This window comes from Citrobacter sp. Cpo040, from assembly GCF_030332915.1.
GTDB lineage: Bacteria > Pseudomonadota > Gammaproteobacteria > Enterobacterales > Enterobacteriaceae > Citrobacter > Citrobacter portucalensis.
This window is the reverse complement of sequence record NZ_JAOWGX010000034.1, coordinates 814,513-830,165: the sequence shown is the minus strand read 5'-3', so window position 1 is coordinate 830,165 and position 15,653 is coordinate 814,513. Positions and strand designations below refer to the sequence as shown.

Annotated in this window: 12 protein-coding genes, 2 tRNA genes and 1 other RNA gene; 8 read left to right on the top strand and 7 right to left on the bottom strand. The window is 48.1% G+C overall.

Annotation, left to right across the window (positions count from 1 at the left end):
* Positions 1–205 precede the first annotated feature (205 nt).
* The 5 genes from OGX86_RS08775 to OGX86_RS08755 all read right to left on the bottom strand — a co-directional run bounded on the left by OGX86_RS08775 (position 206) and on the right by OGX86_RS08755 (position 2,096).
* Positions 206–336: non-coding RNA, RtT sRNA (locus tag OGX86_RS08775), on the bottom strand.
* Positions 337–380: 44 nt separating this feature from the next.
* Positions 381–465, bottom strand: a tRNA-Tyr gene (locus OGX86_RS08770).
* 36 nt (positions 466–501) lie between these two features.
* Positions 502–586 (bottom strand) — tRNA-Tyr (locus OGX86_RS08765).
* Between the two features lie 156 nt (positions 587–742).
* Complete coding sequence (purU, locus tag OGX86_RS08760; RefSeq protein ID WP_048224038.1) at positions 743–1,585, bottom strand: formyltetrahydrofolate deformylase; 843 nt, start codon at positions 1,583–1,585, stop codon at positions 743–745.
* 55 nt (positions 1,586–1,640) lie between these two features.
* Positions 1,641–2,096: a YchJ family protein gene (locus OGX86_RS08755; protein WP_008784957.1), complete on the bottom strand. Its 456-nt coding sequence runs from the start codon at positions 2,094–2,096 to the stop codon at positions 1,641–1,643.
* Between the two features lie 111 nt (positions 2,097–2,207).
* Between OGX86_RS08755 and rssA the strand changes: the two genes are divergently transcribed.
* From rssA to galU, 3 genes are all read left to right on the top strand, one after another.
* Positions 2,208–3,119 carry a patatin-like phospholipase RssA gene (rssA, locus tag OGX86_RS08750; protein ID WP_008784956.1) on the top strand — a complete coding sequence of 304 codons (912 nt, stop codon included), beginning with the start codon at positions 2,208–2,210 and terminating at the stop codon, positions 3,117–3,119.
* Between the two features lie 90 nt (positions 3,120–3,209).
* The gene (rssB, locus tag OGX86_RS08745) at positions 3,210–4,223 is read left to right on the top strand and encodes a two-component system response regulator RssB (protein WP_032943688.1); all 1,014 of its coding nucleotides are present in this window, start codon (positions 3,210–3,212) and stop codon (positions 4,221–4,223) included.
* Between the two features lie 204 nt (positions 4,224–4,427).
* Positions 4,428–5,336 (top strand): UTP--glucose-1-phosphate uridylyltransferase GalU, encoded by a 909-nt coding sequence (galU, locus tag OGX86_RS08740; protein ID WP_003020727.1) that lies wholly within the window; start codon positions 4,428–4,430, stop codon positions 5,334–5,336.
* A gap of 136 nt (positions 5,337–5,472) precedes the next feature.
* Here galU and hns read toward each other — a convergent pair whose 3' ends face one another.
* Positions 5,473–5,886, bottom strand: coding sequence for a histone-like nucleoid-structuring protein H-NS (hns, locus tag OGX86_RS08735; protein WP_003020723.1), 414 nt, complete (start codon positions 5,884–5,886; stop codon positions 5,473–5,475).
* A 610-nt stretch (positions 5,887–6,496) separates the two neighbouring features.
* Between hns and tdk the strand changes: the two genes are divergently transcribed.
* Positions 6,497–7,114, top strand: a complete 618-nt coding sequence (gene tdk / locus OGX86_RS08730) for a thymidine kinase (protein ID WP_008784954.1) — start codon at positions 6,497–6,499, stop codon at positions 7,112–7,114.
* A 237-nt stretch (positions 7,115–7,351) separates the two neighbouring features.
* On the opposite strand, the gene adhE is transcribed toward tdk, so the two are convergent.
* Entirely contained in the window at positions 7,352–10,030 is a 2,679-nt protein-coding gene (adhE, locus tag OGX86_RS08725) for a bifunctional acetaldehyde-CoA/alcohol dehydrogenase (protein WP_008784953.1), read from the bottom strand.
* Between the two features lie 487 nt (positions 10,031–10,517).
* On the opposite strand from adhE, the gene ychE reads away from it, so the two are divergent.
* From ychE to oppC, 4 genes are all read left to right on the top strand, one after another.
* Positions 10,518–11,165, top strand: coding sequence for an NAAT family transporter YchE (ychE, locus tag OGX86_RS08720; protein WP_003020714.1), 648 nt, complete (start codon positions 10,518–10,520; stop codon positions 11,163–11,165).
* Positions 11,166–11,936: 771 nt separating this feature from the next.
* The gene (gene oppA, locus OGX86_RS08715; RefSeq protein ID WP_286639828.1) at positions 11,937–13,568 is read left to right on the top strand and encodes an oligopeptide ABC transporter substrate-binding protein OppA; all 1,632 of its coding nucleotides are present in this window, start codon (positions 11,937–11,939) and stop codon (positions 13,566–13,568) included.
* A gap of 232 nt (positions 13,569–13,800) precedes the next feature.
* A complete protein-coding gene (oppB, locus tag OGX86_RS08710) occupies positions 13,801–14,721 on the top strand; it encodes an oligopeptide ABC transporter permease OppB (RefSeq protein WP_003020708.1) in 921 nt (306 codons plus the stop codon).
* Between the two features lie 14 nt (positions 14,722–14,735).
* A complete protein-coding gene (gene oppC / locus OGX86_RS08705) occupies positions 14,736–15,644 on the top strand; it encodes an oligopeptide ABC transporter permease OppC (protein WP_003020701.1) in 909 nt (302 codons plus the stop codon).
* The last annotated feature ends 9 nt before the right edge of the window (positions 15,645–15,653 follow it).

Sequence of the window (15,653 nt, the reverse complement as noted above, 5' to 3'; positions counted from 1 at the left end):
GGGGTTTTTTTATGCCTGTTTGCCGGATGGCGGCGCAAGCGCCTTATCCGGCCTACGAAGGTATCAGCGAGCGCTGTAGGCCTGATAAGCGCAGCGCAGCAGACAAATTACGGGCACGTGTCGAGTTAGTAGGCCTGATAAGCATAGCGCATCAGGCAAATAAAAGGCATTGCTGAGGAATTGAGTGTGTTGCTTTATGAAGTGATGGTGGTGGGGGAAGGATTACTCAGCGCTACGCGCTTCGCCCTTCGGGTCGTTGCCTGCGGCAACGCTTTCTCGCTACGCTCGAATCGAACCTTAGTCGAAGCTTCTCATCCTTCCCACATGGGCAGAATATGGGGCATTAGAGATTGATTTGCTGTTGGTGCTTTATGAAGTGATGGTGGTGGGGGAAGGATTCGAACCTTCGAAGTCGATGACGGCAGATTTACAGTCTGCTCCCTTTGGCCGCTCGGGAACCCCACCAGGGGTATACTAATTTTATGAATCTACAGGAATGAATGGTGGTGGGGGAAGGATTCGAACCTTCGAAGTCGATGACGGCAGATTTACAGTCTGCTCCCTTTGGCCGCTCGGGAACCCCACCACGGGGTAATGCTAATTACTGGCCTGCTTCCGTTGGAAGCGGGGCGCATCATATCAAATGATGCGCCCCTGTAAAGCATTCCGTTGATAAAAAAGAACTGGTTGCCTGATTTTTACACGTAAAGATGTAAAGGTAACCAATTAACTTATCAATCGATTACAGAATAATCGTTCGGTTACCGTAAACAAAGACGCGTTGAGCCAGAACCTGATATAGCGCACGGCTTAATACATTTTTTTCAACGTCGCGACCCGCGCGCATCATATCTTCGGCAGTGTAGGTGTGATCTACATGGATCACGTCCTGCATAATGATTGGGCCTTCATCGAGGTTATCATTCACGTAGTGGGCCGTCGCGCCGATGATCTTCACACCACGCTCATAAGCCTGATGGTACGGACGAGCACCAATGAATGCTGGCAGGAATGAATGGTGAATATTGATAATTTTATTCGGAAAGCGTGAAACAAATGTCGGGGTCAGAACGCGCATGTATTTAGCCAGCACGACATAATCCGGCTGGTGGGCGTCGATAGCATCAGCCATTTTCTCATCATGTTCGTCACGTGTTAAACCTTCATGGCTCACCAGCTCAAACGGAATATCAAACCGTTCAACCAGAGGACGCAAGGTCTCGTGATTGCCGATCACCGCTGCGATTTCAACATCCAGCCCGCCATAGTTGGCCTTCATTAATAAATCGCCCAGGCAATGCGCTTCCTTGGTGACCAAAATGACGATGCGGCGGCGGCCTGCTGGGGTTAATTCACGAATCGAGCCTTCAGGTAAGGCGCTGTCCAGATCGGCAAGCAGCGTGACGTCGTTAAAAATGCCCTCCAGTTCGGTGCGCATAAAAAAGCGTCCGGTACGGTGGTCCACAAACTCATTGTTCTGCACGATGTTCAGTTCATGCTTGTAACAGATATTTGTAATGCGCGCGATCAGACCTTTTTGGTCCGGGCAAATAGTACGCAGCACTTTTCGTTGTAATGAATGCATTTGCAGCGGTGATCCTGTTGAGAATGTTTGCAAAATTGATACTGTCGGGCGTTGATTAGCCGCAGCACTTTTTAAATTTTTTACCGGAGCCACAAGGGCAGGTATCGTTTCGTCCAATTTGAGGGCGTGTACCATCTATATAGTACCACTGACCGTTTTCTTTTAAAAAACGAGAGCGCTCGATAATTGCACCTGTTTTACCTTGTTCAGAAAACCGTGCGACAAAACTGACATAGCCGATATTTTCTGTGTCTGCCGTCTCTTGTTCAAAAACGGTCAGTCCAAGCCATTCGGTATGAGTAAATCCTGCGATAATGTCGTCGCGAAACTCGGCCGCATGACAATCCGGATGCCAGGTCCTGATAAGGTAATCTGCGTCTTTCATCACAAAAGCACAGTAACGAGAACGCATGAGGTGTGACGGCGTAGGTGCTACTTGCGCGCCGGACACATAACGGTAGCAACATAGGCTATACTCGACTGCGCTACCACAGGGACAAAGCTGAGACACAAAGTACTCCCTGGAATATAAAAACGGCGTAAAAACGCCAGAGTGGCACTATGTTAACTGAGCGGTAGCGATGTTGCTACGTCTGCAAGCCAGGGGAAGTTTGTACGTATAATGAGAAAAATAAAAATTGGGCTGGCGCTAGGTTCCGGCGCAGCGCGAGGTTGGTCGCATATTGGCGTTATTAAAGCCCTTAAGCATATGGGCATTGATGTTGATATCGTGGCAGGGTGCTCCATCGGTTCGTTGGTTGGCGCTGCCTACGCCTGCAATAAGCTGCCTGCTCTCGAAAAGTGGGTCTGTTCTTTCAGCTATTGGGATGTTTTACGGCTGATGGATCTCTCGTGGCGCAGGGGAGGTTTACTGCGCGGTGAACGGGTATTCAATCAGTACCGTAATGTGATGCCGGTAGAAGCAATTGAGCAATGTACTCGCCGTTTCGCAACAGTGGCCACCAATCTGAGTACGGGTCGGGAACTTTGGTTCACCGAAGGTGATTTACATCTGGCTGTCCGGGCCTCCTGCAGTATTCCTGGCCTGATGTCACCTGTGGCGCACAATGGTTACTGGCTGGTCGATGGTGCGGTGGTGAATCCTGTCCCTGTCTCCCTGACTCGCGCGTTGGGGGCCGATATTGTTATTGCGGTCGACCTGCAACACGATGCGCATCTCATGCAACAAGATTTACTCTCCTTCAACGTCAATAGCGATGCCGAATCGGGTGATGATGCTGACGAACTCTCATGGCATGCCCGTCTGAAAGAACGCTTGAGCAACATTACTGCCAGGCGTGCAGTAACTGCGCCCACGGCGATGGAGATTATGACGACGTCTATTCAGGTTCTGGAAAACCGACTGAAACGTAACCGCATGGCCGGTGACCCTCCAGACATTCTGATTCAGCCGTTTTGTCCACAAATATCCACGCTGGATTTTCACCGCGCCAGTGCGGCAATTGCTGCCGGACAGTTAGCGGTCGAGAAGAAAATGGATGAGCTTCTACCCCTGGTGAAAACCAACGTCTAACGCATTTTTTATCAACACTTAAGCTAATTCTGACAGGCGTGAGTGGCAATAGCATGCCACTATTTATTAAAGCCAGTCAGGGGGGAGAATATGACGCAGCCATTGGTCGGAAAACAGATTCTTATCGTTGAGGATGAGCCGGTATTTCGCTCACTCATGGACTCATGGTTTTCCTCTTTGGGAGCGACAACGGCGGTAGCTGGTGACGGACTTGAAGCACTGGACTTGCTTGGGCATTTTAAACCCGACCTGATGATCTGCGACCTGGCTATGCCAAGAATGAACGGTCTCAAACTGGTTGAGTATTTACGCAATCGTGGCGATCAGACCCCAATACTGGTGATTTCTGCGACGGAAAACATGTCCGACATAGCCAAAGCGCTACGACTCGGTGTGGATGACGTCCTGTTGAAGCCGGTGAAAGATCTTAATCGCTTGCGAGAAACCGTCTTTGCATGTCTTTATCCCAACATGTTTAATTCACGCGTGGAAGAAGAAGAACGGCTGTTTCGCGACTGGGATGCGATGGTGGACGATCCTGCTGCAGCTGCGAAGTTGCTAAAAGAATTACAGCCTCCAGTGTCGCAAGTGATCTCGCACTGTCGCATTAACTATCGACAATTGGTGGCAGCCGACCAACCGGGGCTGGTGTTGGATATTGCTCCGCTGTCTGATCATGACCTTGCATTCTATTGCCTTGATGTGACGCGGGCAGGGGATAATGGCGTCCTGGCTGCATTATTACTGAGGGCGCTATTTAATGGTTTACTGCAGGAGCAACTGACACAACAAAATCAGCGACTGCCAGAGCTAGGTACGTTATTGAAACAGGTAAATCATCTGTTGCGGCAAGCCAATTTACCAGGGCAGTTTCCCTTGCTGGTGGGGTATTACCACAGCGGATTAAAAAATCTGATTCTGGTATCGGCAGGGCTGAATGCGACATTAAATACAGGTTCCCACCAAGTGCAAATTAGCAATGGCGTTCCGCTGGGTACCTTAGGTAATACGTATCTTAATCAGCTGAGCCAACATTGTGAGTCATGGCAATGCCAAATTTGGGGGGCGGGAGGTCGCCTGCGCTTGATGTTGTCTGCAGAATGAACAATTGAGAGGCGTGTAAATGAAATTGGTTCACCCTCCCCATGCTGTGAGTGCTACTATCAGCGCCAGTTTTATTCGTATTTATCTTAATTATACCGACGCGCGTCCTTTTCAGACCAGAAGCTTGTCGCTGTACTGATATACTCGGATGCGATACAGAATGATGAACACGTTCAATACATGAACAGTCCAGGAGAGTTTTAAATGGCTGCCCTTAATTCAAAAGTCAAAAAAGCCGTTATCCCGGTTGCGGGATTAGGAACCAGGATGTTACCGGCTACGAAAGCAATCCCGAAAGAGATGCTACCGTTGGTTGATAAGCCATTAATTCAGTACGTCGTAAACGAATGTATTGCTGCGGGCATCACTGAAATTGTACTTGTAACTCACTCGTCTAAAAATTCTATTGAAAACCACTTTGATACCAGCTTTGAACTTGAAGCGATGCTGGAAAAACGTGTAAAACGCCAGCTTCTGGAAGAAGTGCAATCTATTTGCCCGCCACATGTGACTATTATGCAGGTGCGTCAGGGGCTGGCTAAAGGTCTGGGCCACGCGGTATTGTGCGCGCACCCTGTGGTTGGCGATGAACCGGTAGCTGTAATCCTGCCGGACGTAATTCTTGACGAATACGAATCTGATTTATCCCGCGACAACCTTGCCGAAATGATTCATCGTTTTGATGAAACAGGTAGCAGCCAGATTATGGTTGAACCGGTAGAAGATGTTACGGCTTATGGCGTTGTTGATTGTAAAGGCGTTGAATTATCACCGGGCGAAAGCGTCCCGATGGTTGGCGTGGTTGAAAAACCAAAAGCTGATGTTGCGCCTTCTAATCTGGCCGTTGTGGGTCGTTACGTTCTTAGTGCCGATATCTGGCCTCTGCTGGCTAAAACCCCTCCGGGAGCGGGTGATGAAATTCAGCTGACAGATGCTATCGATATGCTGATTGAAAAAGAGACGGTTGAAGCTTATCACATGAAGGGCAAAAGCCATGACTGTGGTAATAAACTGGGCTATATGCAGGCGTTCGTTGAATATGGTATTCGCCATAATACTCTCGGCGCCGAATTTAAAGCCTGGCTGGAAGACGAGATGGGTATTAAGAAGTAACCTTCTGGTATTATCTGGTCAGAACGGCGCTGTATTAACAGCGCCGTTTTTTTATACCTAATCCGGGTAGGGTTGAGCGAAGTACCGGTAAAAAAAATCCCGCCACTGGCGGGATTTTAAGCAAACTATTTCTGAATTATTCCTTGATCAGGAAATCGTCCAGTTGTTTACCTTGTTCTTCCATCGCTTTTTTGATCACTGCCGGTGTACGACCCTGGCCAGTCCAGGTTTTAGTTTCACCGTTTTCGTCAACATAGCTATATTTAGCCGGACGGGCAGCGCGCTTAGCTTTGGTGCCAGATTTAACAGCAGCCATGCTATTCAGCAATTCGTTCGGATCAATGCCGTCAGCGATCAGCATTTCACGATATTGTTGCAGTTTACGAGTACGTTCTTCAACTTCAGCAGCAGCAGCGCTTTCTTCTTCGCGACGCTCGCTAACTACAACTTCTAATTTTTCCAGCATTTCTTCAAGCGTTTCCAGAGTGCATTCTCTTGCCTGCGCACGAAGAGTACGGATGTTGTTCAGAATTTTAAGTGCTTCGCTCATTGTAGTAATCTCAAACTTATATTGGGGTGGTTTGTTGAGCTAATAATAGAGCGATAAATTCAGTTGTGCAATAGCCAGGAATGTAAGGAATTCAAAATTGCGCTTTATTTACTATCAGAATTAATTCTCCTGTCTTAAATTCCCCATGATGTTGGGCATAAAAAAGGCTTATTGGCGAGGGGGCTTCTCAGCGGCTGAGAGTAAAAATTCAAGATTCAGGTCACATTTTATGGTGTACAAATAGTATCTCTTTGCAGTGATTTCAACCTTTTGTATTAGTTTTGCTTACGTGAATTCGCTAATACATGGCGACAGTGGGTAGATTCAATAACAATATGGGAAGGGTTTCTTTATTGCCGTATGATGATAAGTGACATTGATAAATTTCATGAGCACTATTTGTGAAAGAGTGTGTATATACGCGTCCGAGCACAGGCTGTTTGGTCGATGGTTGTATGCTCTCTCACTATCCGTTACTTAAATTCAGGCGGCACTGTGCGAGCTTGCCCGCTCATTTATACGCCTTTGCGACCAACGCTACACCGACATGTTCGTGAAATATGATACAATCCAGCCCATATTTATTTCCCCGGGTGAGGGCCTTCGGTCAATGGCACAACTATATTTTTACTATTCTGCAATGAACGCAGGTAAGTCGACTGCATTGTTGCAATCTTCGTACAATTATCAGGAACGTGGGATGCGTGCCGTTGTATATACAGCGGAAATTGATGACCGTTTTGGTGCTGGAAAAGTAAGTTCGCGTATAGGTCTGTCGTCACCTGCAAAATTGTTTAACCAAAATTCATCATTGTTCGAAGAGATTCGCGCCGAGAATGCGCAGCAAAGAATTCACTGTGTACTGGTCGATGAGTCTCAGTTTCTGACCCGACAACAGGTTTATGAATTATCTGAAGTTGTCGATCAACTGGATATTCCTGTTTTGTGTTACGGCTTACGCACTGATTTTCGTGGTGAGTTATTTGGTGGCAGCGAATACCTGCTTGCGTGGTCAGATAAACTGGTTGAATTAAAGACCATTTGTTTCTGTGGCCGTAAGGCCAGCATGGTATTACGCCTTGATCAGGCTGGAAGACCTTATAACGAGGGCGAGCAGGTGGTTATCGGCGGGAATGAACGCTATGTGTCGGTATGTCGTAAACACTACAAACAAGCGCAGTCTGAGGGCTCTCTGACGGCGATACAAGAACGACACAGCCACGATTAACCCTGTACGCTTCTGAGCGCTTTTAAACAAAGGGTAGGCCGGAACCTTCGTCAATGTTCTCTACCCTGTCAGACTCTCTTCTAACGGCTAGTCTCACATCTTCCTGATTACATCTCTTACACTGCCATTCTATTCACATGGTTAAATTGTGTATTCCCCGATTTTCATAACACAAGACGAAAAAAAACGGCCCCAATTGGGACCGTTTATGATGAAACTAAAACTTATCTGAGCAAATTAAGCGGATTTCTTCGCTTTCTTTTCTGCTTTCGGTGCAGCTACTGCTTCAGTCTTAGCGGCGGTCTGACCTTCGCTATACTCACGACCGTAGTAGGTATCCAGCAGGATCTGTTTCAGTTCAGAAATCAGCGGGTAACGTGGGTTAGCACCAGTACACTGGTCGTCAAACGCATCTTCAGACAGTTTGTCCACGTGTGCCAGGAAGTCAGCTTCCTGAACACCAGCTTCACGGATAGACTTAGGAATACCCAGTTCAGCTTTGATTTCTTCCAGCCAGCCCAGCAGTTTCTGGATTTTCGCGGCAGTACGGTCACCCGGTGCGCTCAGACCCAGATGGTCTGCGATTTCAGCGTAGCGACGGCGTGCCTGCGGACGGTCGTACTGGCTGAATGCAGTCTGTTTAGTCGGGTTGTCGTTCGCGTTATAACGAATAACGTTGCTGATCAGCAGGGCGTTCGCCAGACCGTGAGGAATGTGGAACTGAGAACCCAGTTTGTGCGCCATTGAGTGACATACACCCAGGAAGGCGTTAGCAAACGCGATACCGGCGATAGTTGCTGCACTGTGTACACGCTCACGCGCTACCGGGTTCTTAGAACCTTCATGGTAAGACGCTGGCAGGTTTTCTTTCAGCAATTTCAACGCTTGCAGAGCCTGACCGTCAGAGAACTCAGACGCCAGTACTGAAACGTAAGCTTCCAGAGCGTGAGTGACCGCATCCAGACCACCGAACGCACACAGTGACTTCGGCATATCCATAACCAGGTTGGCGTCAACAATCGCCATATCCGGAGTCAGCGCATAGTCTGCCAGCGGGTATTTCTGCCCAGTTGCATCGTCGGTAACGACCGCAAACGGAGTCACTTCAGAACCGGTACCGGAAGTGGTGGTAACTGCAACCATCTTCGCTTTTACGCCCATTTTCGGGAACTTGTAGATACGTTTACGGATGTCCATAAAGCGCAGTGCCAGTTCTTCGAAGTGAGTTTCCGGGTGCTCGTACATAACCCACATGATTTTCGCGGCGTCCATCGGGGAACCACCACCCAGTGCGATGATTACGTCTGGTTTGAAGGAGTTAGCCAGCTCAGCACCTTTGCGAACAACGGTCAGAGTCGGGTCAGCTTCAACTTCAAAGAACACTTCGGTTTCAACGCCAGCAGCTTTCAGAACGGAGGTGATCTGGTCTGCATAACCGTTGTTGAACAGGAAGCGGTCGGTCACGATCAGCGCACGTTTGTGACCATCGGTAATCACTTCATCCAGTGCGATTGGCAGAGAGCCACGACGGAAGTAGATAGATTTCGGAAGTTTGTGCCACAACATGTTTTCAGCTCGCTTAGCAACGGTTTTCTTGTTGATCAGGTGCTTAGGACCAACGTTTTCAGAGATGGAGTTACCACCCCAGGAACCACAACCCAGTGTCAGGGAAGGTGCGAGTTTGAAGTTGTACAGGTCACCGATACCACCCTGAGAAGCAGGGGTGTTGATCAGGATTCGTGCGGTTTTCATCATCTGACCGAAGTAAGCAACACGCTCTGGCTGGTTGTCCTGGTCAGTGTACAGGCAAGAGGTATGACCGATACCGCCCATCGCAACCAGTTTTTCAGCTTTGATAACTGCGTCTTCGAAGTCCTTCGCACGGTACATTGCCAGCGTTGGAGACAGTTTCTCGTGAGCAAACGGTTCGCTTTCGTCAACAACCTTCACTTCACCGATCAGGATCTTGGTGGTTTCTGGTACGGAGAAGCCTGCCAGTTCAGCAATCTTGTATGCCGGCTGACCAACGATAGCTGCGTTCAGCGCGCCATTTTTCAGGATAACGTCCTGAACTGCTTTCAACTCTTTGCCCTGCAGCATGTAGCCGCCGTGAGTCGCAAAACGCTCACGTACTGCATCATATACGGAGTCAACCACGACGACAGACTGCTCAGAAGCACAGATTACGCCGTTATCGAAGGTTTTAGACATCAGAACAGATGCAACAGCACGTTTGATATCAGCGGTTTCGTCGATAACCACAGGGGTGTTACCTGCGCCTACGCCGATAGCTGGTTTACCGGAGCTGTATGCCGCTTTAACCATGCCTGGACCACCGGTCGCAAGGATCAGGTTGATGTCCGGGTGGTGCATCAGCGCGTTAGACAGTTCAACGGAAGGTTGATCGATCCAGCCGATCAGATCTTTCGGTGCGCCAGCAGCGATTGCTGCTTGCAGAACGATGTCAGCTGCTTTGTTAGTTGCATCTTTTGCGCGCGGATGCGGAGAGAAGATGATGGCGTTACGGGTCTTCAGGCTGATCAGTGATTTGAAGATTGCAGTAGAAGTCGGGTTAGTGGTTGGAACGATACCGCAGATGATACCAATCGGTTCAGCAATGGTAATGGTACCAAAAGTGTCGTCTTCAGACAGCACACCACAGGTTTTTTCATCTTTGTAAGCGTTGTAAATGTATTCAGAAGCGAAGTGGTTTTTAATCACTTTATCTTCGACAATACCCATGCCGGATTCGGCAACGGCCATTTTCGCGAGAGGAATTCGAGCGTCTGCGGCAGCCAGAGCGGCGGCACGGAAGATTTTGTCAACCTGTTCTTGAGTGAAACTGGCATATTCACGCTGGGCTTTTTTTACGCGCTCTACAAGTGCGTTAAGTTCAGCGACATTAGTAACAGCCATGATGCTCTCCTGATAATGTTAAACTTTTTTAGTAAATCATCTGCTCGATACGAGAGTATAGACAGACCGACGAAAATTTGTGTAATGGTTTGAAAATCAAACGGTTAATTAACGTCCACTTTACTTTGATTTACTAAAAGAGCTTATACGCTAGCGCCTGTTAACTCTAACGCGTTACCTCCAGGTGGCGTAAGCAAGATTACTCACTTCTGAGTAGTAATTGCGTGATCTGGATCAAAAATTCGCAAAGCTGACACCTTTCAGCAGACCCTTTTAGCGTTTCTCGTTAAGTGTTAATAAATTGACGTAATGAATGCTAATAACATTAGCATATTTAATACATATTAATAACGCTGAGTGTTGGTAGCGTATTTACATTGATATACGCAGATAGAAGGTGAAGTATGCTGACAAAAGGCGTATCTTCAGCGCGGATTTTATCAATTTTTATGACTCATTTTATCCGGCTAACGCTTCGGAGCTAACCGTGATCCAAACGCTATTTGATTTTCCTGTCTATTTTAAATTTTTCATTGGGTTATTTGCGTTGGTCAACCCGGTAGGGATCATCCCCGTCTTTATCAGTATGACCAGCTATCAAACTGCCGCAGCACGAAACAAAACCAACCTCACGGCAAACCTATCGGTCGCAATCATCCTGTGGACTTCGCTGTTTCTTGGTGATGGTATTCTGCAACTCTTCGGCATCTCAATTGACTCGTTCAGGATCGCTGGCGGCATTCTGGTTGTGACTATCGCGATGTCAATGATTAGCGGAAAACTAGGGGAAGATAAACAAAACAAACAGGAAAAATCAGAAACCGCAATCCGTGAAAGTATCGGCGTTGTGCCGTTGGCATTGCCGTTGATGGCGGGGCCGGGGGCGATAAGCTCAACTATTGTTTGGGGTACGCGATATCATAGCGCGATTAACCTGTTTGGCTTTTTTGTAGCGATTGCGTTGTTTGCCCTGTGCTGCTGGGGGCTGTTCCGCATGGCACCATGGTTAGTGCGTCTGTTGGGCCAAACCGGTATCAACGTCATTACGCGTATTATGGGACTGCTGTTAATGGCTTTGGGTATCGAATTTATCGTTACAGGCATCAAATCCATTTTCCCTGGTTTGCTGGCCTGAAACCTCTCTTCTGTGCAAACGGAGTCGTGTCCGGCTCCCTTTCCTTTCATTATCAGTAAAACTTCTCACTAAAGTTGAAAATCAGCAGAGCAATAATAAAAAATGCTGATGATTAACTCTCCTGTTAGCCATTGATTCTAAAGATATAACACGTCCCAGTACGGCCGGCGAAGACCGATACTGCTGTTATTTTATTAACATCATACTCTGGGGCTTGCTGAAGGATTATCGAAATGTTATTAGTTATTTCAGCCTTTATTTCAGATGAATGTGCTAATTAATAACCAATTGTTAAATTTATGTGCATTTTGACATGGCGTTGACTTCGGACAAGATGGTTAACACCATAGTCGACATAATGCATTGATTTTTGTGAACTTTTCATAATAATTCTTCATTCGTAAGACTTTTTAAGTGAGATTTATTTCCAATAAAAGAGAATTGGTTAACAAATTTGTAAAATGTATTGGCGGTTAAGAAACGCATTTGATACTTTCCGGCCAAGTATTATGCAGAAGAATTCACGTTGATGAGAATCATTTGCAGTTAGTTTCTCTCAACAGGGTAATAGCGTGTTTCCGGCAGGGGAGGCACGTAGAGAATCGACGCAAGGCGGTCATACGAATCGCCAGAATAAATAAAGTCGGTGATAGCAAGCAGTAAAACAATAAACCACCTGACGGCAGAAAATCTCCGGTGCCGTACAGGGATCCTGACAGGATTAACAGTCTGGTTAAAAAACCAGCCATAATAATGAGGGAGTACAACACAATGACTAACATCACTAAAAAAAGTTTAGTAGCTGCGGGGATCTTAACTGCGCTAGTCGCTGGAAATGTTGCCACGGCGGCAGTAGTGCCAGCGGGTGTGCAGCTTGCTGAAAAGCAGACTCTGGTGCGTAATAACGGTTCGGAAGTGCAATCACTCGATCCCCACAAAATCGAAGGTGTACCTGAATCCAACATTAACCGTGACCTGTTTGAAGGTTTATTAATCAGTGATGTCGATGGCAAACCATCGCCTGGCGTGGCTGAAAAATGGGAAAATAAAGATTTTAAAGTCTGGACATTCCATCTGCGTAAAGATGCTAAGTGGTCTGACGGCACGCCTGTTACCGCGCAAGATTTCGTGTATAGCTGGCAACGTTTGGCTAATCCAAATACTGCATCACCGTATGCCAGTTATTTGCAGTACGGTCATATTGTCAACATTGATGATATTATCGCCGGTAAAAAGCCGGTCACCGATCTGGGCGTAAAAGCTCTCGACGATCATACTTTTGAAGTTACCCTCAGCGAACCAGTTCCTTATTTCTACAAACTGCTAGTGCACTCTTCCGTTTCACCGGTTCCCAGAGCTGCTGTTGAAAAATTCGGCGAGAAGTGGACCCAGCCCGCTAACATCGTTACTAACGGTGCGTATAAACTGAAAGACTGGGTTGTGAACGAGCGCATTGTGCTTGAGCGTAATACCAACTATTGGGACAACGCCAAAACGGTTATTAACCAGGTAACCTACCTGCCTATTTCTTCTGAAGTGACTGACGTTAACCGCTATCGCAGCGGTGAAATCGACATGACCTATAACAACATGCCGATTGAGTTATTCCAGAAACTGAAAAAAGAGATCCCGAACGAAGTCCACGTTGACCCGTATCTGTGCACCTATTATTACGAAATCAACAACCAGAAAGCACCGTTCAACGATGTTCGTGTTCGTACCGCCCTGAAGCTGGCGTTGGATCGTGACATTATCGTCAATAAAGTGAAAAACCAGGGTGACCTGCCAGCATATAGCTTTACTCCTCCATACACCGATGGTGCGAAACTGGTTGAGCCAGAGTGGTTCAAGTGGTCTCAGGAAAAACGTAATGAAGAAGCGAAGAAACTGCTGGCTGAGGCCGGATATACCGCTGAGAAACCGCTGACCTTTGATCTGCTGTATAACACCTCAGACCTGCATAAGAAGCTGGCTATTGCCGCGGCATCTATCTGGAAGAAAAATCTGGGTGCTAATGTGAAGCTGGAAAACCAGGAATGGAAAACGTTCCTCGATACGCGCCATCAGGGCAACTATGATGTTTCACGTGCGGGCTGGTGTGCGGACTATAACGAACCGACGTCCTTCCTGAATATGGTGCTGTCCGACAGCTCCAATAATACCGTCCACTATAAGAGCCCGGCATTTGATAAGCTGATTGCGGATACGCTGAAAGTGACGGATGAAGCGCAGCGCAGCGAACTGTATTCGAAAGCGGAACAGCAGCTGGATAAAGATTCTGCGATTGTACCGGTTTATTACTATGTTAACGCCCGCCTGGTGAAACCATGGGTTGGCGGATACTCCGGTAAAGACCCGATGGATAATATCCACATTAAAGACTTGTATATTATCAAGCATTAATGGCAAGACGTGGGGCAATCATGTTGCCCCACAGTGTCTTTTTCTTCGAACTATATATACCTCTTTAGACAAAGAGAGGTATACCCTAAATAATTCACGTTGCAGGAAGGCGGCAACGCAGCGAATCGCCAGTCACTTACTTAAGTAAGTGACTGGCGTGAGCGAGTAAAGCCAACGCACTTGCAGCTTGAAGTATGACGGGTATAAAGGCACACGCCAGAAGGTACGGGCAATGTTAAAATTTATATTACGTCGCTGTCTGGAAGCGATTCCGACGCTGTTTATTCTTATTACGATTTCATTCTTTATGATGCGCCTTGCGCCCGGAAGCCCATTCACCGGGGAACGCGCGTTACCGCCAGAGGTGCTGGCGAATATTGAAGCGAAATATCATCTTAACGATCCCATCTCGACGCAGTACTTCAGCTATCTGAAACAGCTGGCGCACGGCGATTTTGGACCATCCTTTAAATATAAAGACTACACGGTTAACGACCTCGTTGCCTCGAGCTTCCCGGTTTCTGCGAAGCTGGGTGCGGCAGCCTTTATTCTGGCGGTACTCGTCGGTGTTAGCGCCGGAGTGATAGCCGCGCTGAAGCAAAATACACGTTGGGACTATACGGTGATGGGGGTGGCAATGACCGGGGTGGTTATCCCCAGTTTCGTGGTCGCTCCCTTATTGGTCATGATATTTGCCATAACCTTGAAATGGCTACCCGGCGGGGGCTGGAACGGCGGGGCGCTGAAATTTATGATCCTGCCGATGGTGGCCTTGTCACTGGCCTACATCGCCAGTATTGCCCGTATTACTCGCGGTTCGATGATTGAAGTACTGCACTCTAACTTTATTCGTACCGCACGCGCTAAAGGGCTGCCGATGCGGCGGATTATTTTCCGCCATGCGTTGAAACCTGCGCTGTTGCCAGTGTTGTCCTATATGGGACCGGCATTTGTCGGCATTATCACCGGTTCGATGGTTATTGAAACCATTTATGGTTTGCCGGGTATTGGCCAGTTGTTCGTCAATGGGGCGTTAAACCGCGACTATTCGCTGGTTCTTAGCCTGACCATACTGGTGGGTACGCTGACCATCGTGTTTAACGCGATTGTCGATGTGCTGTATGCCGTTATCGACCCGAAAATTCGTTACTGATACTGGAGCTCGCTATGATGTTAAGTAAGAAAAACAGCGAGGCGCTGGAGAATTTCAGTGAAAAGCTGGAGGTCGAAGGCCGCAGCCTGTGGCAGGACGCGCGTCGACGCTTTATGCATAACCGCGCGGCGGTAGCAAGCCTGGTGGTGCTGGTAATTATTGCGCTGTTCGTGACGCTGGCGCCAATGCTGTCGCAGTTTACCTACTTTGATACCGACTGGGGCATGATGTCCAGCGCGCCGGATACAGAATCAGGCCACTATTTCGGTACTGACTCGTCGGGACGCGACCTGTTGGTGCGCGTGGCGATTGGCGGGCGTATCTCGCTGATGGTCGGCATTGCCGCGGCGCTGGTCGCGGTAGTAGTCGGTACGCTGTACGGCTCTCTGTCGGGCTATCTCGGCGGTAAAATCGACTCGGTGATGATGCGTCTGCTGGAAATCCTCAACTCCTTCCCGTTCATGTTCTTCGTGATTCTGCTAGTGACCTTCTTTGGACAAAATATCCTGCTGATTTTTGTCGCTATCGGAATGGTCTCCTGGCTGGATATGGCGCGTATCGTGCGTGGACAAACGCTGAGCCTGAAGCGCAAAGAGTTTATTGAAGCGGCGCAAGTCGGTGGGGTGTCTACCGTGCGTATCGTTATCCGCCATATTGTGCCGAACGTGTTGGGTGTGGTGGTGGTTTACGCTTCATTGCTGGTGCCTAGCATGATCCTGTTTGAATCCTTCCTGAGCTTTTTGGGACTAGGTACGCAGGAACCGTTAAGTAGCTGGGGCGCGCTGCTCAGTGATGGTGCCAACTCTATGGAAGTCTCACCATGGCTGCTGCTGTTCCCGGCAGGTTTCCTGGTGGTCACTTTGTTCTGTTTTAACTTTATTGGCGATGGCCTGCGTGATGCCCTCGACCCGAAAGACCGTTAAGGAGTGCAG